At 52.7% G+C, this 20,689-nt stretch carries 13 protein-coding genes, 2 tRNA genes and 1 pseudogene; 14 read left to right on the plus strand and 2 right to left on the minus strand.

Going from position 1 to position 20,689, the window contains the following annotated elements; genetic code table 11:
* The first annotated feature begins 173 nt into the window (after nt 1-173).
* From HDR50_RS02710 to HDR50_RS02720, 3 genes are read left to right on the plus strand one after another with little or no spacing between them, the layout of a single operon-like run.
* Nucleotides 174-2,264, plus strand: a complete 2,091-nt coding sequence (locus HDR50_RS02710) for a class I SAM-dependent DNA methyltransferase (RefSeq protein WP_291355688.1) — start codon at nt 174-176, stop codon at nt 2,262-2,264.
* An 11-nt stretch (nt 2,265-2,275) separates the two neighbouring features.
* Nucleotides 2,276-3,553, plus strand: a complete 1,278-nt coding sequence (locus tag HDR50_RS02715) for a restriction endonuclease subunit S (RefSeq protein WP_291355690.1) — start codon at nt 2,276-2,278, stop codon at nt 3,551-3,553.
* Nucleotides 3,550-6,522, plus strand: a complete 2,973-nt coding sequence (locus HDR50_RS02720) for a DEAD/DEAH box helicase family protein (protein WP_291355692.1) — start codon at nt 3,550-3,552, stop codon at nt 6,520-6,522. Before HDR50_RS02715 ends, HDR50_RS02720 begins: the two co-directional genes overlap by 4 nt.
* 175 nt (nt 6,523-6,697) lie before the next feature.
* Here HDR50_RS02720 and HDR50_RS02725 read toward each other — a convergent pair.
* A tRNA-Ser gene (locus HDR50_RS02725) sits at nt 6,698-6,792 on the minus strand.
* 148 nt (nt 6,793-6,940) lie between these two features.
* Between HDR50_RS02725 and HDR50_RS02730 the strand changes: the two genes are divergently transcribed.
* The 9 genes from HDR50_RS02730 to HDR50_RS02770 all read left to right on the plus strand — a co-directional run bounded on the left by HDR50_RS02730 (nt 6,941) and on the right by HDR50_RS02770 (nt 16,297).
* Nucleotides 6,941-7,387: a hypothetical protein gene (locus HDR50_RS02730; protein ID WP_291355694.1), complete on the plus strand. Its 447-nt coding sequence runs from the start codon at nt 6,941-6,943 to the stop codon at nt 7,385-7,387.
* Between the two features lie 14 nt (nt 7,388-7,401).
* Nucleotides 7,402-7,487 (plus strand) — tRNA-Leu (locus HDR50_RS02735).
* 208 nt (nt 7,488-7,695) lie between these two features.
* A complete protein-coding gene (locus HDR50_RS02740; protein ID WP_291355696.1) occupies nt 7,696-8,946 on the plus strand; it encodes an integrase arm-type DNA-binding domain-containing protein in 1,251 nt (416 codons plus the stop codon).
* A gap of 150 nt (nt 8,947-9,096) precedes the next feature.
* A complete protein-coding gene (locus HDR50_RS02745; RefSeq protein ID WP_291355698.1) occupies nt 9,097-10,320 on the plus strand; it encodes an integrase arm-type DNA-binding domain-containing protein in 1,224 nt (407 codons plus the stop codon).
* A gap of 559 nt (nt 10,321-10,879) precedes the next feature.
* Nucleotides 10,880-11,557 carry a helix-turn-helix domain-containing protein gene (locus HDR50_RS02750; protein WP_291355700.1) on the plus strand — a complete coding sequence of 226 codons (678 nt, stop codon included), beginning with the start codon at nt 10,880-10,882 and terminating at the stop codon, nt 11,555-11,557.
* Between the two features lie 21 nt (nt 11,558-11,578).
* A complete protein-coding gene (locus HDR50_RS02755; protein WP_291355702.1) occupies nt 11,579-12,925 on the plus strand; it encodes a TolC family protein in 1,347 nt (448 codons plus the stop codon).
* On the plus strand, nt 12,925-13,944 hold the full coding sequence (locus HDR50_RS02760; protein WP_291355704.1) for an efflux RND transporter periplasmic adaptor subunit: 1,020 nt from the start codon (nt 12,925-12,927) through the stop codon (nt 13,942-13,944). The genes HDR50_RS02755 and HDR50_RS02760 overlap by 1 nt, the downstream gene beginning before the upstream one ends.
* Nucleotides 13,944-15,134: an ABC transporter permease gene (locus tag HDR50_RS02765; protein ID WP_291355706.1), complete on the plus strand. Its 1,191-nt coding sequence runs from the start codon at nt 13,944-13,946 to the stop codon at nt 15,132-15,134. Before HDR50_RS02760 ends, HDR50_RS02765 begins: the two co-directional genes overlap by 1 nt.
* Nucleotides 15,131-16,297 carry an ABC transporter permease gene (locus HDR50_RS02770; protein WP_291355708.1) on the plus strand — a complete coding sequence of 389 codons (1,167 nt, stop codon included), beginning with the start codon at nt 15,131-15,133 and terminating at the stop codon, nt 16,295-16,297. The genes HDR50_RS02765 and HDR50_RS02770 overlap by 4 nt, the downstream gene beginning before the upstream one ends.
* 120 nt (nt 16,298-16,417) lie before the next feature.
* Here the strand turns inward: HDR50_RS02770 and HDR50_RS02775 are convergent.
* Nucleotides 16,418-17,018, minus strand: a pseudogene (locus HDR50_RS02775) (IS1595 family transposase).
* 436 nt (nt 17,019-17,454) lie between these two features.
* Here HDR50_RS02775 and aspT point away from each other — a divergent pair.
* Nucleotides 17,455-19,185 (plus strand): aspartate-alanine antiporter, encoded by a 1,731-nt coding sequence (aspT, locus tag HDR50_RS02780; protein ID WP_291355710.1) that lies wholly within the window; start codon nt 17,455-17,457, stop codon nt 19,183-19,185.
* A 77-nt stretch (nt 19,186-19,262) separates the two neighbouring features.
* Nucleotides 19,263-20,689: aspartate 4-decarboxylase (gene aspD / locus HDR50_RS02785; protein WP_291355712.1), on the plus strand; the 1,427-nt coding region annotated here is incomplete at its 3' end.

The raw sequence follows: 20,689 nt of genomic DNA on the forward strand, positions 1-20,689 counted from the left end.
GGGCACGCAGCCAAAAGCGGGCAGGGGAGACTCCCCGCCGCTCACCCGCCCCACCCGCAGGCCCGGCGCCTTTTCCGCTCGACCTCGCGGCCCAAGTCTGGCATTCTTGGCGATGTTCGCGCCCCCGGCCCGCCGACGGGCGCCCCCGAGCCCCTGCCGCATCTGGAGGAAGCATGGCCCCCAACCCCAAAAAGCCCGACGCCATGTGGGACGACGCCCCCGTGGATGTCACCACCGAGGCCAACTTCATCTGGTCCATCGCCAACAAGCTGCGCGGCACCTACCAGAGCGACAAGTACAAGGATGTCATCATCCCCATGACCATCATCCGCCGTTTCGAGTGCGCGCTGGCGCCCACGAAGGAGGCTGTCCTCGCCAAACACAGGGAAAAGCCCGACTGGCCGGCTAAGGCCATGTACCGCGTGTCCGGCTATCCCTTCTACAATACCAGCGGCTTTGACCTCGCCGAGCTGGTCAACGACCCCGACCACCTGGCCGCCAATTTCAAGGCCTATATCGAGGGCTTTTCCTCCAATATCCAGGACATCATCCGCAGCCTCGATTTCGCCCGCCAGATCGACAAGATGGACAAGAACAACCGGCTGCTCAGCGTGGTCAAGGCCTTCTCGGAGCTCGACCTCGACCCGCGCACCATCGACAACGTGAAGATGGGTTACATTTTCGAGGAGCTTATCCGCAAATTCTCTGAAAATGCGGAGGCCGGCGACCATTACACCGGGCGCGACATCATCCGGCTCATGGTCAACATCCTCCTCGCCGAGGGCTGCGACGACATTTTTGAGGACGGCAAGGTCATCACCGTCCTTGACCAGGCCTGCGGCACCGGCGGCATGCTCTCCACGGCGTACAACTTCATCAAGCGCTACAATCCCACGGCGGACGTGCGCCTCTTCGGGCAGGAGATCAATCCCGAGTCTTACGCCGTGTGCCTCGCCGAGATGCTTATCAAGGGCCAGGACGCGGAGAACATCTGCTTTCAGGATACCATGCTCGCCGACCGTTTCGCCGACACGAAGATGCGTTTCGTGCTGGAGAACCCGCCCTTCGGCACGCCCTGGGGCGGCAAGGACGCGGCCGAGGGCGTGGAGCACGCCGTCATCGCGGAGCACACGCGCCCCGGCAGCCGCTGGGCAGCCGGCCTCCCTGGCTCGGGCGACATGCAGCTGCTCTTTGTCCAGTCGGCCGTGGACAAGCTGGACGACCGGCTCGGCCGCGCCGCCATCATCGAGAACGGCAGCCCGCTTTTCACCGGCGCCACGGCCTCGGGCGAGAGCCAGGTGCGCCGCTGGCTTCTGGAGCAGGACCTCATCGAGGCCATCATCGCCCTGCCCACCGACCTTTTCTACAACACCGGCATCGCCACCTATATCTGGGTGATCTCCAAGAACAAGCGGGCGGCGCGCAAGGGCCGCGTGCAGCTCATCGACGCCACCTCCTTCTTCCATAAGCTGCGCAAAGCCCTCGGCAACAAGCGGAACGAGATTACCGCCGAGGACCGCGCGGCCATAACCAAGCTCTATGCGGACTTCACGCCCGGCGAATTTTGCAGGATTTTTCCCAATGAGGAATTTCTCTACCGCGAATATACGGTGATGCAGCCCCTGCAACGCAATTACGCCATAACGGAGGAGCGCATCGACGCCATGCTGGCCAAGGGCGGCCTCGCGCCGCTCTGGGACGCCGCCAAGGTGGAGGAGCTGGAGAACGCGGAGGAGCTCACCGGCAAGGAGGCCAAGAAGCTGGCGAATTATCACGAAAACCAGCCGCTCTTCGACGCCATCGTGGCCGCGCTGCGCAAGGCAGCGTGTGCCAAGGTGTATACAAGCCCCGCTGCCTTCCTGCCCGTGCTGAAAAAGGCCCTTTCCGGCCTTGAGGTGGAGAAGAAGCTGCTGGACCGCATGGCCGACGGCCTCTCCGTCATGGACAAGGCGGCCGAGATACAGAAGGACAAGAAGGGCGAGACCATTTACGACAAGGAGACCAGGGACACCGAGCTCGTGAAATACGAGGAGGACATCGACACCTACATGGCCCGCGAGGTGCTGCCCCATGTGCCGGACGCGAAAGCGTTTTTCGAGGAAAACCCGGGCGCGAAAAAGCCCGTCATCAAGACCGGCGCGGAGATCCCCTTCACCCGCTATTTTTACAAGTACCAGCGGCCCGTGCCCAGCGAGGAACTGAAGGCCAGGTTCATGGAACTGGAGCTTTCGGTCTCCGAGCGCGTGGCGCGGCTGTTTGAGTGAGGGGAAGGGACATGCGGGAGATGAAAGACAGCGGGGTTGAGTGGGTGGGACAAATCCCAAAATTGTGGGCAATAAAGCCTATACGCGCAGATTTTCAGGAAGTAACAGAGAAAAACAAAAATGGTTTAGTTCAAAATGCCCTTAAATTTACTTATGGTACTATTGTTCAAAAACAAAATTTTGATGCTGATAGTGATGATTATGTAGCGGGGACAATACTAGGATATACAATTGTAAGTCCAGGGGATATTGTTCTCAACGGATTAAATTTAAATTATGACTTTGTATCCCAGAGAATTGGTATTGTAAAAGAAATAGGTATAATAACATCTGCGTATTTAGTGTTTAGAAAAAAATTGAATAGTGAAATCTTGCCGGAATTTATTAATTATCTGCTTAAGGCCTATGATAATTGTAAGGCTTTTCACAACATTGGAGGGGGCGTTAGAAAAATTATTAATTTTTCTGAATTGAAAAAACAATATATTGTTTATCCTGACCTTAAATCACAACGACAAATTGTAGAGCTTCTTGACGCCAAATGTGCCGAAATCGACGCCCTCACAGCCGACATCCAAGCCCAAATCGATACGCTGGAGCAGTACAAGCGCAGCGTCATCACCGAAGCCGTGACAAAGGGGCTGGACCCTGACGCGGAAATGCGCGACAGCGGGATTGATTTTATTGGGGATGTCCCCGCACACTGGGCAATTCATCGCCTTTACTACTATTTTGGGGAGCGGAGGAATCAGAATATCCAAGGCTTGGAGACCAACCTTCTCTCCTTGAGCTATGGCAAGATTATCAGGAAGGATATAGATTCAAAAGAGGGTCTGCTCCCCGAAAGTTTTAACACCTATAATATCATCGAAGCGGGAGACATAATCATCAGGCCCACAGACTTGCAGAATGACAAACGGAGTTTGCGTACCGGCCTCGCAAAGGAGCGGGGCATCATCACATCGGCGTATATTGCTCTGCGGCCCATCAAGCCCATAAATACGACCTATTTTCACTACTTGCTTCACGCTTTTGACGTGATGAAGGTTTTTTACAATATGGGCAATGGCGTGCGGCAGGGGCTCAACTTCTCGGAGTTTTCCCGGCTTATGGTAGTCGAACCCCCGAAGGAAGAACAAAATGCCATTGTTGAAACACTGGACAAGAAGTGCGCCGAAATCGACACTACCATAGCAGATAAACGACAGCAGCTCCAAACCCTGGCTGACTACAAAAAATCCCTCATCTTTGAATACGTCACCGGCAAGAAGAAGGTTCCGGCCTCGTGAACAGCATCCTCTCTGAAAAAGACTACCAGAAGTTCCTGCTGGAGCGGCTGGAACAGGATAACGGCTTTGTCGTGCGCAAGACCTCCCATTATGACCCCAGGTTCGCCATGGACCGCGAGCTGCTTTTCCGCTTCCTCCACGAAACGCAGCCGGACACCATGGCCGCCCTGCGCAAGATCTGCAAGGACGCGCTGGAAGAGACCATCGTCAACCACATTAATACGGAGGCCACGAAAAAGCGCGGCAGCCTGCTCAATGTGCTGCGAGGCGGCGTCGAGATAGCCAACCACAAGCTCGAGCTCATGTATACGAAGCCGGCCACCTCCTTCAACCCGGCCTTGAGCCGCAAGCACGGGCAGAACATCTTTTCCGTCATGGAAGAGGTCTGGGCCAGCGAGAAAGAGCGCGTGGACGTGGTGGTGTTCCTCAACGGCCTCGCCATCATGGCCTTTGAGCTCAAGTGCAACCATGCCGGCCAGTCCTTTGAGGACTCCATCTTCCAGTTCCGCACGCAGCGCAACCCCGCGACGCGCCTTTTCCGCTTCAAGGCCGGCACCCTCGTCAACTTCGCCATGGACCTCACCGAGGTGCACATGACCACGCGCCTCAACGGCGAGGCCACGGTCTTTCTGCCCTTCAACCGGGGCAACGGCGAGGGCGTCAACGCGGGCGCGGGCAATCCGGCCCGGCCGGACAAGTTCAGCGTCGCCTACATGTGGGAGGACATCCTCAAGAAAGACACCATCCTCGACCTCATCAGCCGCTTCATGCTCGTGGACACGGAGGAGCGGATCAACGAGGCGACGGGCAAGAAGGAGGTGGTGGAAAGCCTCATCTTCCCCCGCTATCACCAGCTGGACGCCATCCGCAAGCTGCTCGCCGATGTGCGCGTCAACGGCACGGCCCTCAACTACCTCATCCAGCACAGCGCGGGCTCCGGCAAGACCAAGACCATCGCCTGGCTGGCCTACCGCCTGGCCGACCTGCACGACGCGGACGACAGGCCCGTTTTCGACAACGTGGTCATCATGACCGACCGCGTCATCGTTGACCGCCAGTTGCAGGAGGCCATCACGGCGCTCCGGCACAAGTCCGGGCAAATCAAGGTGCTGGACGACAGGTGCACTTCCGAAGACCTGCGCCTGGCGCTCACGGGCAACACCAAGATCATCGCCACCACCATCCAGAAGTTCCCCTACATCGTGGACAGGGTGAAAGACCTGAAGAGCAAGCGCTTCGCGGTCATCATCGACGAGGCCCATTCTTCCACCACCGGCACGGAAATGGGCGCCGTGACCAAGACCCTTGGGGCAGGGGAGAAGGGGCCGGAGGCGGATGTGGAGGACATGATCAGGAAGGAGATAGAGCTTAACGGCAAGCAGCCCAATGTCTCCATTTTCGCCTTCACGGCCACGCCCAAGGCCACCACGCTCCAGCTGTTCGGGCGGCTCAACGAGCACGGCCAGCGCGAGGCCTTTCACCTCTATTCCATGAACCAGGCCATCCAGGAGGGATTCATCCTTGACGTGCTCCGCAACTATACGGAATACGCCACCTTTTACCAGATCAACAAGGCCATTCAGGAGGACCCGCGCTACAAGACCAATGCGGCCAAGCGCCAGATAGCCCGCTTCGTGGAGCTGCACGATACCAACATCGCCCAGCGCGTGGAGGTCATCGTGGAGCATTTCCGCACCTCGGTCATGCAGGAACTGGGGGGCAACGCCAAGGCCATGGTGGTGACGCCCTCGCGCCAGGCCGCGGTCAAGTATTTTCAGGCCGTGCGCGACTACCTCGGCCGCAAGGGCTATGACGACATGAAGGCGCTGGTGGCCTTTTCCGGCAAGGTGAAACTGCCCCATGACGACACGGAATACACCGAGGCCGGGCTCAACGGCTTCCCCGAGGCGCGGACGCGGGAGATGTTCGATCAGCCGGGCAACAAGCTGCTTCTGGTGGCCAACAAGTACCAGACGGGCTTTGACCAGGCCAAGCTCTGCGCCATGTATGTGCTGAAGAAGCTCAAGGGCGTCAATGCCGTGCAGACACTCTCGCGCCTCAATCGCATCAAGCCGCCCTACGACAAGAAGACCTTTGTGCTGGACTTCGTGAACAGCTATGACGAGATGAAGGGCGCCTTCGCGCCCTATTTCACGGCGACACTGCTTGCCAGCTCGGTCACGCCGGAGTCCATCTATGACCTTGAGGCGCAGATCGACGCCTACGCCATCCTTGACCCCGGAGACGTGGAAACGGCCAACGCCATCCTGTATTCGGGGAAAGTCACGGCGAAGCAGAGACAGCAGCTCACGTTCTTTCTGGAAAAGACCCGGAAACTGCTGGAGCACTATGACGAGGAAAAGCAGGAGGAGTGCATGCAGCTCCTGCGGGGCTTCGTGCGCCTGTATGAATTTTTGTTGCAGGCCTCGTGCTTCGAGGATGTGGAGCTGCACAAGAAGTACAACTTCATCAAGTATCTTTTGGCGTTCATCAATATCCGCCACTCCGGCCCGGGCTTTGATCTGACCGGCAAGATACGGGCGGCAAACTTCGTGCAGAAGAAGGTGCAGGAGCATGCGGAGCCGCGCCTTGTGGCAAAGCCCGTCGTGAAACTGCCCACGGCCGAGCGCTTCGGCCTCACGGAAGACAAAGAGAAGCGCCTTTCGGAAATTATTGACGAAATCAACAGCCGCACGGGCAAGAACTATGACAACGACGTGGTGGTGAAGGCCATGCTCCAGATACGGGACATCCTCGTGAAGTCCGACCGGCTCAAGACCAGCGCGAAAACCAACACGCAAAAGGATTTTGAGTTTTCCTATTTCGACGACGTGGACGACGCCCTCATCGAGGGGCTGGCGCAGAATCAGGATTTTTACACGCTGCTTCTGGAAAACGACGAGATCAAGCGCCAGGTGCTGGGGATTTTTTCGGACGAGATTTACCGAAGCCTGCGCGAGGCCGTGTAGCGGGGCTTCCGACTCACTGGCGCGTTGGGGGGATTTACAGATTATCTTGCCGCCTATCAGGAAAAGCGCGCCTGACACCCCCCGCCGCCCACCTCGGGCCGTCTTTCTTGAGGAAAGAAAAAGCCCGCTCTGCGCTAGGCGTGGCGGGCTTTTCTCGTATCACTGAAAACTTGCTTGGCGGAGAGGGAGGGATTTGAACCCTCGATACAGGTTTAAGCCCGTATACTCGCTTAGCAGGCGAGCTCCTTCGGCCGACTCGGACACCTCTCCTGAAAACCGCTGTGAGAATGTAGAGAAGTGGCGGGGCATTGTCAAGGGCCCCGCGCGGGGATGGGCCAAAGCGCCACGGTCCGGGGGTGGCGCGGCCCGCTTGCCTGTGGCCCGGTTCTGGCGTAAGTTCGCGGCCATTGAGGCCACCATGGACAAGAACCAGTGTGAAGTTTTCGCGCGCTTTACCTATGCTGACAGCCTGACCTACGAGGAGCTGCTGGAGGCGGAAGCGGTGCTCATGGCCCGGCTGGAAGCGCTTTTACAGGACGCCGGGGGCGAGCATCTGGATTTCACGCCTTTGGGCGACATGCTGCGCTGCCAGTGCGCTTTTGAAGCCGTCGACCTTGAGACTTTCCGCGGCATAGCGTCCGGCGTCGCCGCCATCTTGCCTGAGGGCATCACCGGGCGCCTGCTCGCCCTGGACAAGAGCCTCGCGGGCATGCACCTATTCTGGGTGCAGAAGGGCGCCTGGCAGGAGTCCGAATGGCCGGTACCAGCCACGGCCCCGGCGGACGCCCCCCGGCATGAGGTCGAGGTCATCGCCGCAGAGGGTCCCGGCCCGGATGCTGCGGAACTCGGGGACGCCCCAGACTGATTTTCAACCTACACGCCCGGATGGTGGAACAGGCAGACACAAGAGACTTAAAATCTCTCGGCCAAAGGCTGTGCGGGTTCGACCCCCGCTCCGGGCACCAAGGATAAATCCAGCCAAGTCCCGCAAGGTATGAAAAACCCTTGCGGGACTTGGATTTTTGGGCGATAGGACGTCCAACAAGGTGTCGCGAAACCCAGGGACACATCGCAAAAATGGCGGTATTTGCGACGGTATTCGCTGAAACTGAGAAATCTCGGCCAGAAGAATACCGTCACCCTGCAAACCCTTGACAGCAGAGGATTTGAGCTATGCCATTGACCGACACCATGCTCAGGAATTTGAAGTCCGATGGTACTCCCGCAAAACTCGCCGACTCTGAGGGCCTCTACCTCTACCTTTCCGCGTCAGGTGCGAGACTCTGGCGGATGGATTACCGTTTTGGCAGCAAGCGAAAGACGCTCAGTTTCGGTGCATATCCCGCTGTGTCCTTGAAAGAAGCCCGGAGGAAACGCGACAAGGCCAAGGAACTCCTCGCCAGCGAAATTGACCCCGGCGCGCAGAAGAAAGCCGCCAAGGAAGAAGCTGTATCGGCCGCGAGGGAACAGGCGCTGACCTTCGCTGTTGTGGCGCAGGAATGGTTCGCCACAAAAAGAGACTCCTACGCGACCTCCAATCTCAAGAAAAAGCTCTGGCTCATTAATGCGCTCAACGAAAGAATTGGCGATAAGCCCATCTCCAAGCTGGCTCCGGGCGACATTCTGGCTGCCGTCAGACCTGTCGAGGCAGCCGGCCACTCGGGCACGGCGCACAAGCTGGTGGGGACGGCGGGGCAGATATGCCGCTTTGCCAGAACATGCGGCTATATCGTTTGCAATCCGGCGGACGGTCTGAAGGAAGTCCTCAAGCCCATTCAGACGAAACACTACGCCACCATCACCGACCCCGTCGCGGTGGGTCATCTCCTGCGCTGCATAGACGAATACCAGGGTGGAGCCGTGGTCGGCTACGCGCTTAAGATACTCCCCTATGTGGCGTTGCGGAGTGCCGAGCTCCGAGGCGGCAGGTGGTCAGAGATTGATCTGGACAAGGCGCTCTGGACTGTTCCGGCAAGCAGGCAGAAAAATCCTAAAGATGGCGGCGGCATGAAAATGCCCGTTGTCCATACGGTGCCGTTGCCCACGCAGGCGGTGAGACTGTTCCGTGAATTGCACCTCCTCACCGGCTCGGGGGACTTATGTTTTCCGGGACGGCATTGGGCAAGTCGGTGCATTTCCGACATGGCACTTTTAAACGGCATTCGGCGCATGGGTTTCGGCAAGGAAGAAATGACTATTCACGGCTTCCGCGCTATGTTTTCCACGATTCTTAACGAGAAGAAACTGGAATGGGGATTTGACGGCGACATCATCGAAGCACAACTCGCCCACAAGGAGCAAAATGCCGTGCGGGATGCCTATAGCCATGCGTCCTATCTTGATAAGCGGCGTAAGATGCTTCAGAAATGGGCCGACTATCTCGGCCCGCTCAAAGCCATCCACAAATATCCATCTACATCCTGAAAATTTGTTATTTTCATGAGTTAGCTAAGATATTCCTCCAGATATGTCCAAAGAAATCTCTTGACATGGAACCATTATTGGGGTTCATATCGGGGTNATNGAGATTTTTGTAGGGGTTNGTGTTGGGGTTCGATANNGGAGGATAACGTCTTGGCNAAATTGATAAAACCGTTGACCGCCACCCAAGTGAGTAATGCCAAGCCCAAAGATAAAATGTACAAGCTCTTTGATGGTGGCGGCTTGTTTTTGCAGGTCAATCCGTCCGGCGGCAAGCACTGGAAAATGAAATACCGCAAAAACGATGGCAAGGAAAGCCTGTTGAGCTTCGGCCCGTATCCTGCCCTCACTTTGGAGCAGGCGCGAAAAATGCGGGACGAGGCCAGAGCACAAAAAGCGCAGGGTGTTGATCCAGGCGTAGCTCGTCAGGAGGAGAAAGCCGAGCGTGCCAAATCTGCCCGAGATACCTTTGAAGCCGTTACGCGCGAATGGATCGAGATCCACTCTACAAAAATTAAGCCCCAGTCCATGCATATTTATGAGGTACTGCTGGACAAGTTTGTTTTTCCTATCATTGGCAAAAGGCCCATAGCCCAGATGAAGGGGCCGGACTTTCTTGAGCTGCTCCGTGGCATTGAGGCACAGGGCCAGCTTTATTCAGCAAAACGTATCGCCATTGTCTGTGGAATGATCATGCGTTTTGCGGTGGCGACNGGTCGCGCAGAAATTGACCCCTTGCCGTCTGTGCGTGGATGTCTGCGCGCGCATACAACGAAGCATTATGTGGCAATGACCGACCCCAAAGAAGTGGGCCGGCTCTTGAGAACTATAGATGCCTATCCCGGTGGCCTGGTCGTCGCCAGTGCTCTTAAAATTGCTCCGTATGTCTTTGTTCGTCCCGGTGAGCTGCAACATGCAAGGTGGGCTGATATTGACTTTGATGCCTGCGAGTGGCGTTATACAACGAGTAAGACGGGCACTCCTCATATCGTGCCTCTCGCCCCGCAGGTCATGAAAATTTTGAAAACACTTTATGCCTATACTGGCCATCAGGAGTGGGTATTTCCCCATAGCTGGCAAAAGGGGAGGCCCATGGCAAAAACAGCACTTCTTGCCGCCCTTCGTTCAATGGGCATCACGGGGGAGGAAATGACCCCACATGGCTTCCGAGCAATGGCGAGAACCCTGCTTGATGAAGTCTTGGGAGAGCGGTACGAGCTAATAGAACACCAACTGGCACATATGGTGCGCGACCCCAATGGCCGCGCATATAACCGTACTCAGCACCTAGCCGAACGACACCGCATGATGGAGCGCTGGGCCTTGTATCTAGATGAACTGAGAAAGTTAGAAGCAACAGCATCTACTCTCCACTGACTGCTGGAAAACATATCAGGAAATAGCAAATTGCCTCATTATTAAAAATAATGAGGCAATTNGTTATTTTAAAAAATAATAATTAATTTATTGATAAACATGATTATCAAGATATTGCCATCAAGAATAAGTTGCTGTTACATCTCAAGTTTTATCGCCTGGCAGGAAATCTGTGAGGCCTCCATTGCTCGAGTCATGGTGAAAATTACGTAATAGTTCCTGCCTAATAGCTGATGGAGTACCGGGATCCGGGCTTGATGCTCTCACCATCACTTGCCACACAATTTATGACGATTGTCGCAATTACGACAGACATATTTTTATAAAAAGCATATTTTCTTCAGGAGGTTTGCAGGGAACTCTGGCAAGCGACGGAGAATAGACGTGATCTCTGTGGCACGTGAATATAGCTATATATTCATGAGACCCGAAGTAAATCGGTAGGCATGAGCACTTGGAAGGTCTGATGCAAATTTTTTTAACTGGAAAATTAGCTAGAGAAAGCTGACAATTATTTTAATCTGTTAAGATGGAAAATCTAGATATGGTGACATCATATATGGAAATAAATGTCTCTTTACCCTTTGCCTGCCGTAAGATAGGCAACGAATGTGGGCCTGATAATCCTGTCTGGGCCGAGGTAAGGAGCCATGGCAAGGAAATGGCCATTTCAAGAGGAGCTTATTTTCAGCCAGCCTCGGACAAAGATATATATTTCGTTGATAAAGGCAGGTTTAATTCTGTATTTGTCAACCGCAAAGGAAAAAGAAGACAGCTCTTGGAATATGAAACTGGATCCGTTCTAAACTTAACCAGAGCTGTCCTTAAGTCAGTTTCTTTTCTTGAATATATGGCAACTGAAGACAGTATTTTATGGAAGATTCCTATAGACAATGTAATTAGTGACAAACCCCAATGTCCTTACCTTACTCAAATAAGCCTACGTATACTGGCTTCTGTTATGGAGACATATTATACTGGGCTTACATATCTTAAAATTGATAACCTCAATAAGGCCTTTTGTCGCTATCTTATTCTTGCAATGCGTAACGCAAATTCNAATAATTTTTCTCCGGGACTTACCCAGGAAGATTGCGCTTCGATGCTAGGAATGCATAGGGCAACGCTTGCAGCAATCGTCAAGGATCTGAAAAATTCCGGTATTATAGGCTGTTTTACCAGTAGAAAGGTTACTATACTCGATGAGGATAGGCTTCTTCAACTGGCGGATTTCTAAATCTTTGAACACAGGATACTTATGCTGCGCGAGATTTGTATTTTTATAATTATGTTTTTGACTCTGCATGAGGATGCGTTTCCTGCGTCTATGAGCTTGGCAGACGCGAGAAAGTTGCTTTATGAACGAAGCGATATGCTGAAAGCATCCACTGCAAATGTAGAAAGCAAGGAATATACGTCCAATTCGCTCAGATGGCTGCATGGACCGCGCATTGCTCTTGAAGGACAAGAATTGTGGGGCGAAACGCGCATAGATATTCATAAGCGTGTTTCTACACCCCTTGGAGAGATGCCGGTCGATATGGAGGAAAATTATAATTTCAGTGGACCTCGTGCTTCAATAACAGGAACATTACCTATTATAACGGGTGGCAAAATAGAAGCTACACAGAAAATTGCAAGATACCAGGTTGATGAAGCAAGGGCGAAGCAGAGAAATACATATATTGATCAAGATATTAAGTTGATCGGCAGATATTTTGGTTTGCAACTTGCCACTTCAATAGAAAATCTTCGTGCAGATACTCTGAAGATGAAAAATGAGGAATTGGCCAGAGCTGTCAAATTTGAGCGTGAGGGGATGATAAGTCCGGTCGAGCGCATGAGCGTCAAGGTTGCCAGAGATAAGGCGGAACGTGAACATCTGAAGGCAAGAAATGCTGTTAAGACAGCAAAACTGGAATTACAGCGTCTGATACGGACCGAGAGCATCGGTACTCTGACGACGCCACTATTTGTCTTAAATTGCGCGCCTCACACAATGGAATATTGGGTGGAAATAGCGCTCAACAATAATCCGCGTATCGCAATGATTGAGTCGCAGATTCAACAGGCGAATCAAGGCGTTGAAATCAGCAAAAGCTCATGGTTTCCACAAATTTTCGGTTTTGGAGAATACAGCTTTATCAGACATTACCAGACAGCAATTGAACCCTCATGGCTATTAGGTCTTGGAGCCAGCCTCACTCTCTGGGATTCAACTGACAGGGTAGCAACGTACAGAAGTGCAAGGGCAAATTTGCGGGAGGCACGCGCAATGCATGCTGATATAAGAAACCAGATACAAACGGCAACGGAAACAGCGTGGTTGAATGTGCAAAACGCGCGAGAACAATATTTCCTGACGGCATCTGAAGTTGGGCTGGCACAGGAAAATCTCGATCTCAAAAGGCAGGGCTTTGGTGAAGGCCTATATACTTCACTTGATGTGACACAAGCGTGGGATCAATTGCTCGAAGCGGAAGTCGGTAGGCGCATGGCTGCTTATCAATTTGTTGTAAATTATGCAACGCTTTATGCCATTGCGGGGCAGATGGATGATTTCATGAAATTTAATGAAAGAAAAAAACTTATTCTGGAAAAATGATGATGGCAACAAACACTGTTCCTGACGCGACTAAATCTTTTTTGAGACATCACCTCTCATATGTGATCATTGGTATGGGGCTAGTCTTGGCTTGTGTTACCATATGGGGAATATGGAAAGCAGTTTTTCCTGGCTTGCCGCCACTCCAAGGTCAGATGGAGGCAAGAGTAATCAATGTTTCCTCCAAAGTCTCTGGTAGGGTGTATCGCCTCCTTGTGGAAGAGGGCGACCTGGTTGAAAAGGAACAGCCCCTTGTGCAAATGCACCTTCCGGAAATTGAGGCAAAACTCTTTCAGGCGGAGTTTACGGAAAAGGCTGCTTTGGCCTCACAAAGTCTGGTTGATGAAGGCGCAAGGCCGCAAGAAAAACTCGCCGCTCAGGCTGAATGGGAAAGAGCAATGGCAGCGGCTGAACTGGCGAATAAAACCTACCAGCGCATAGCGCATTTATACAGGGACAAGCTAGTGTCCCGTCAGCGATATGATGAGGCCCGGGCTGATATGTTGGCCACCGCAAATCAGGCGAAAGCTGCAAAACAGGCTTATGACATCGCTATGATTGGAGCAAGGGAGCAGGAGAAATCAGTCGCAAGAGACAAAAGCGAAGAAGCTCGGGCAGGAGTGGACGAAGTGGAATCATTGGCCGTTGATAGAGAGCTTACAGCGTCCCATTCCGGACAGGTGGACAAGATTATTCTTGTTCCTGGCGAACTTGCTGCAGCTGGATTTCCCATAATGACAATTGTAAATTTGGATGACCAGTGGGCAACCTTCAACATCCGGGAAGATCAAATGCGCGGGGTCAAAATTGGCAATATACTTTCAGCAACTGTTCCTGCAGTAAGCGATGAAAAAATTGAATACAAAATTTATTATATAAGCCCAAGGGCAAACTATGCTACATGGCGAAGTACGAGAGAAAATTCTGGGTATGACATGAAAACATTTGAAGTACGCGCAAAGCCATTGATTAAAGTGGATGGCTTAAGACCGGGCATGAGTGTTTTGGTGGATCGCTGATGCAAGGGGTCTCGACATGGATTCAAGCCATTGCCCGTACCACTTTTAGGGAATGCAGGGAATGGACTTTTGGCGAACTCTTTTTTTGCGCGATTATGCCATTATTCTGGGTGCTCGTTGTATGGGCGCTTCTTGGTGATGGTGTAATGACAAAACTTGCTGTGGGGTTCGTTGATGAGGATAAAAGTCATATGTCAAGGGAGGTTGCGAGAGCATTTGAGGCNACCCGCACCTTTAAGCTTGTACATATACCAAGCAGGGAAGAGGCCATACGCCAAATGCGACAAGGGACAATTTATGGTGTGATTGCAGTGCCCTTTGCATATTCCCGTGATATGTTGAATGGNCTTGGTTCATCCGTAAATCTTTATGTTGATGAAAATCGCTATGCGATTGCTGGAACATTGCAAGCAGANGCTACTTCTGTCATGAGCGCTCTTTCACAGCAGCGCATGTTTGCCCAGGCACTTCGCACTGGTGTGGGAACGGCGGGAGTAGAAAGGATACTGGAGGTCGTGCATTCTGAATTTTACGCAATGGGTAATATGCAATTCAGCTTTCTTGCATTTCTTGGCGCTTCGCTCATACCCGGTGTAATCATGGTGGGCGCAATGCTTGGCTTTGTTATAGCCTTTGTGCGTGAGGTGCGCTTAAACAAGATTACTGAATGGTTTGCTTGTGCAGATTACAGCGCATCTGTGGCAATAACGGGCAAGCTTCTTCCACATTATGCGCTATACTGTTTCTTTTTTCTTTTTTACATCGCGCTTTTTTGCGGCTATGGCGGTTTTCATATTGCCGGCTCGATATTTTTGTGGTTTGCGTGTGGCGCATGCTGCCTCGCAGTTTTTGCCGCGATGGCAGTTTTGATAGCCGGTATTTCACCCAATTGGCGATTGGCTCTAGTGCTGGCCTCAGGTTATGCCGCTCCTGCTTTGCCNTACACCGGCTTTTCTATTCCTCTTGATTCCATGAGCGATGCCGCCAGAATTTTTGGGCAGTGTCTGCCATTGACATGGCTGATCCAGGGACAGGCACAACAGTGGACACTTGGTGCAAGTCTTTCAAACATGGGAGCAACATTCCTGGCTCTTGGGATTCTGTTCATTCTACCCGCAAGTGCAGGTTACTTTATTTTTCGTTCCAAAATTTCCTCAGTAACCAGTAGGGGTAAGGCTGCAAGGACATGAATTGTCGTCGTTGCTTTTTCGAAACTTTCCGGGAATGTTGNACAAACCTCGCATGTGCCCCGTTTTTTCTGCTGGCGCTTGTATTTTACTCCTTTTACTATTGCTGGCCTTATACTACTCAACTACCTTATCATATGTCTGTAGCTGTAGTGGATGCAGACCACTCACCCCTTTCTCGCAGAATTACCCTGAGTATGCAAAGCAGTCCAAACCTTGATGTAAAATTTGTCACGCGCAACAGGGAAGAAGCNATTNGGGCTATGAAAAGTGAGNAAATTGTTTCAATAATCGGTATTCCTTCAAATTTTGAAAAAGATATTTTATCCGGTATCCCTACTGCAATGACGCTTATCTCCAATGGCGCATTCATAGTGAAAAGCCGCTCTTCTATTGCTGGAGCAGGTGGTATTTTGACAGAGCTCGCCACAGAAGCGCTTGCAGAGGAATTAACTCGCTATGGCGCGAACCTGTCGAGCATCATAAGGGCTGCCATGCGTGCACCAATACTCATCGTGCAGCCTATGTATAATACTATTGCAGGCTATTTAAATTTTGTGGTTCCGATCGTATTTATGATAATATTCCAGACGCTTATGCTGTGCGGATCTGGAATGCTTTTCTTTATGCTGTTTTCAGCAAAGCCAGTACCTAAGTTTCTTGCTTATGCCATAAAATATCCTATCAATTTGCTATCTATGCAAGCAGCAATCTTTTGTATCTGTTTTTTTTGGACATTATTAATAGAAGGATTGATTTTTTACTTGCATGGGATTAATTCTTTTCAAAATGTATTTTCGACAATTCTAATGGGNCTAACTTTTTCTCTTACAATCAGTTCATTGGGAATTTTACTTGGGTTACTGTTTAGNTCAGTACCGTATATNATTCCAACAGTAGTACTGTCATCTATCCCTAGTGTTTTTATCTCAGGTAATCTTTTTCCAGGTGAAAATATACCGCTTTTGATGCGAATTTTTGCATGGTTCATACCTGCCACACCAGGTTCAACAGGCATGGTGCGTGCGTCTCAAGCAGGTGCCACAGTTTTTGAAATTATGCCCTATATATTCCATCTGCTCATGCTAGCAACGCTCTACTTGTGCGTGGCGTTTTTCATGTGCCATTTTTTAAAACAAAAATATTTGTATTGCAGTAATAATTAAATATATAGTAAATTATAATATTATAAAATCATAGGTATTATCAATGGATATTATATTATAAATTATTTATCCGCCAAATTATATTAATTATAAAAATAATAGGGGCTATCCTAGCTAAGGTTAATATTTTACTTCTTTATTCCAAGAGNTTAGGTGGTTTAATAGCCCCTTATGATTGCCACCATTGATGCGCCATTCACACTCTTTTAGGAACCAGTAAAAGTGTTCAGGCTTAATGCCGTTGACCTTACGCAAATGCCGCGTTGCCTGGTTCCAAAATTTTCCATCCCATTGATATGGTTGCCTTGTTTGGCAAATAACCTTGAATGGCCAATCCTGTGATGGTGGAAGTCGCTTACATCCAGGGCATTATATTTCCAGCATATCCGTGTAGACGATGCTATCGGGCTCGACACGCTCCTCAATGATGTGCATGAGCGTTTCTGTTCTCGCATTGGGAATTATGGCCGTGTAAACCTTCCCGTTTCGCTTGTGTAACCGAAAATCGCTATTTTCACGCAACTCCCCGGCTGCGCTTGCCTTTTCTCACTCCGCCAAAGTAGCTTTCATCGGCCTCAACTTCCCCAGACAAGCGATAACTAGGCAAATGCTTGTCTATTAGACACCGAAGGCGCATGAAATAATAGGTAGCGGTGCTCCGATTTACTTCTGCAATTTTGCCGACAGCTCGCGCGATTGCGGCAGCAACGAAAAACTTTATAAGTTCGCCTTGTTGACGCGAATTTTACCGACATCGTCACTTGTACATACCATATCCTAGCCATTTCTCATTAACTAGGACAGCCCCAAATATTTTATTATATACGTTGCCGATATTATTTAGTTATGCTTAATTATAAAATCTACTTTAATAGTTAAACGAATACTATATCGTCTCATATTAAAGAAAATGCTCTCTATTCAAAACTTATAGAATTGTAACAATAAATCAATTGATATAATACAGTAATTATGGAGTGAGCACCATTCATATTTGTTCATAAAACGTATTTAATTCAAATTTTATCGTATTTACGACAGTCAGTCATTAAAATAATTTGTATACTACACTTGCAAATGCTGCACTGTCAGCCAACTCCTGCATTTTTACTGACAGCGCCATCCCTTAAAACGCAGACATGTAAATGAGGTATTCTATGGACTGGCTCTGGGAATGGGTACAAGCGACCTTCAAGGAATATCCCTCGATCCCCATTTTTCTTACCATCGGGCTCGGTTTCTGGTTCGGCAAGTTCCGCTACAAGTCTTTGAGCCTGGGCGTGGTCACGTCCGTGCTTCTCATCGGCGTCGTCGTGGGCGCGGTCTTCCATGTACCTATTGGCGCGCCTCTCAAATCCCTGTTCTTCCTCCTCTTCCTTTTCGCCATTGGCTACCGTTGCGGCCCGCAATTTGTAAGCGCCATCCGCGGCCAGGGCATCAAGCAGGTCATNTTCGCTGTAGTTATCTGCGGCCTCTGCCTCGCCGTTACATGGGCCTGCGCGAAATTCATGGGCTATAACGCAGGCATCGCCACCGGCCTTTTCGCTGGCGCGCAGACCATCTCGGCCGTCATCGGCATCGGCTCCGACACCATCCAGTCCGTGCTCAACGCGGGTTCCATCACGGCCGAGCAGGCCAAGAACTGGGACGAGATGATGCCCGTGTGCTACGCCGTGACCTATGTGTTCGGCACAGTCGGCTCAGCATGGATTTTGGGCAACCTCGGGCCGGTCTTGCTCGGCGGCCTCGACAAGGTGCGCAAGCAAACAAAGGACCTCGAACAGGAGCTTGACCACTCCAGCCTCCCCGACGACCCGGCCATCGTGGATGGCTACCAGCCCATCGTTTTCCGCGCTTACAAGGCCACGGCCGACCATTTTTCCACCCCGCAGACGGTGAAGCAGATCGAAGCGCACTTCCAGGCGCTCGGCCGCCGCATCTTTGTGGAGCGCGTGCGTGACACCAATGGCAAGATACTGGCGAGCACGCCCGACATGGTCATTAGGCTCGGAGACGAGGTGGTGTTGAGTGGTCGGCACGAATTCATCATTCAGGACGAAAGCTGGGTCGGCCCGGAAATCGACGACGCCAAGCTCATGACCTTCGCCGTGGAAAAGACCCGCGTCATGGTCTCCAAGAAGGCGGCCGGCCTCACCGTGGACGAGCTGCGCGCCAAGCCGTGGATGTACGGCATCATGATCGGTGCCATCGACCGCTCGAGCGGCATCGAAATTCCGGTGCTTTCGCAGACCAAGCTCATGGAAGGCGACATGCTCACCATTGAGGGCCTGCCGCAGGAAGTGCAGGCGGCCTGCCCGGAGATCGGCTATGAAGANAAGCCCAGCGACCAGACGGACGTGGTCTTTCTCGCGCTCTGCATCTTCCTGGGCGCGCTTATGGGTGCCATGACACTCATGGTGCGCGATGTGCCCATCAGTCTCTCCACGGCGGGCGGCGCGCTCATCTCCGGCATCTTCTTCGGCTGGTGGCGCACCAAGCGGCCCACGGTGGGATATATTCCCAATTCCGTGCTCTGGTTCATGAACAACCTCGGGCTCAACATGTTCATCGCCGTCATCGGCATCCAGTGCGGGCCGGTGTTCCTGCCTGGTATCGAAAAGATGGGACTCATGCTCTTTTTCATGGGTATGATCTCCACCTCGCTGCCTCTGCTCATCGGGATATGGCTCGGCGACAAGGTGTTCAAGTTCCACCCGGCCATCACTCTCGGCTGCTGCGCGGGCGGGCGAACCACTACGGCGGCGCTGGGTGCCATTACTTCCGCGCTGGACAGTTCCATCCCAGCGCTTGGCTATACCGTCACTTACGCGGTGGGCAACACTTTTCTCATCCTCATGGGCGTGGCTATGGTGCTTCTCTTTCTCTGATGGAGCAAAGAGTGGCGAGATACCTCTCTTATAACACTTTATCCGCGCACCGACGCGGGAACAGACAGGAGCAAAAAATGAATGCACGGTCGCCCCAGCAAAAGCGCAAGTTCGAGCAAGCACTGGACAAGATGAGCCCCTTTGAGATCAAGAACACCCTCATCGAGATGGCCGAAGAGGAAGCGAAAGCCTCCAGCCAGACCTTCCTCAACGCGGGCCGCGGCAACCCCAACTGGCTGCTCTCGTGGCCGCGCCGGGCCTTCTTCCTACTCGGCCAGTTCGCCATGGACGAATGCGAGCGCATCTCCTATGACACGGCCATCGGCATCGCGGCCTCGCCTGTCAAGAAAGGCTGCGGCGAGCGGCTGCACCAGTTCCTCACCGCGCACAAGGACGACGTGGGCGCGCGCGTGCTGGTGGAGTTCTTCAGCTACATGGTGAACACCTACAGCGTGGACGAGGACGACTTCGCCTGGGAGCTCGTGGACGGCATCACCGGCGACCACTATCCCACGCCGGACCGCATCCTGCCCTATACCGAGCTCATCACCCGCGACTATATCCGCTGGGCCATGGGCGGGGGCAACGACACCACGCAGTTCGACCTCTTCGCCACCGAGGGCAGCACCGCGGGCATGTGCTACGCCTTCCTTTCCCTGCAGCAGAACTTCCTGCTCAACCGGGGCGACAAGGTGGCGCTCTTCGTGCCCTGCTTCACGCCGTACCTCGAAATCCCGGTGCTGGAGGAATTCGGCTGGGAAATCGTTACCATCAGCGCCAACCGGGTGGAAAAAGACGGCTACCACGACTGGCAGTATCCCAAGGACGAGATCGACAAGCTGCGCGACCCCTCCATCAAGGCCGTGTGCGTCATCAACCCGTCCAACCCGCCGAGCGTGTGCATCACGCCNGAAACCCAGGCCCAGCTGCTCGACATCGTCAAGACCGACAACCCCANGCTGATGATCATCACNGACGANGTGTACGGCACCTTCATCGAGGGCTTCACGTCGCTCATGTACGCGCTGCCNTACAACACCATGTGCCTCTACTCCTACTCCAAGTACTTCGGGGCCACGGGCTGGCGCGCGGCCGNCATGTGCCTGCGCAGCGAGGGGAACGTGTTTGACGACCGCATCGCGGAGCTCCCCAAGGACAAGCAGGANGCGCTCATCAGGCGCTACAGCAGCCTGAGCCCCGAGCCGGCCAAGATCAAGTTCATCGACCGCCTCGTGGCCGACAGCCGCATGGTGGGCCTCAACCACACGGCGGGCCTTTCCACGCCGCAGCAGATCATGATGTCCATCTTCTCGGCCTTCGCGCTCATCCACAAGGACGAGCTCCAGCCGAAGCTCATCAACATGATCCAGGAGCGCCTCACCGCGCTNTGGGACACNACGGGCTTCACCCTTTTGCCCGACAAGTACCGCGCGGGCTACTACAGCGAGATCGACATGATGGTCTGGGCGAAGAAGTTCTATGGCGACGACTTCGCGGCCTACCT

The organism is Desulfovibrio sp. (genome assembly GCF_014803725.1).
Taxonomy (GTDB): Bacteria; Desulfobacterota; Desulfovibrionia; order Desulfovibrionales; family Desulfovibrionaceae; genus Desulfovibrio.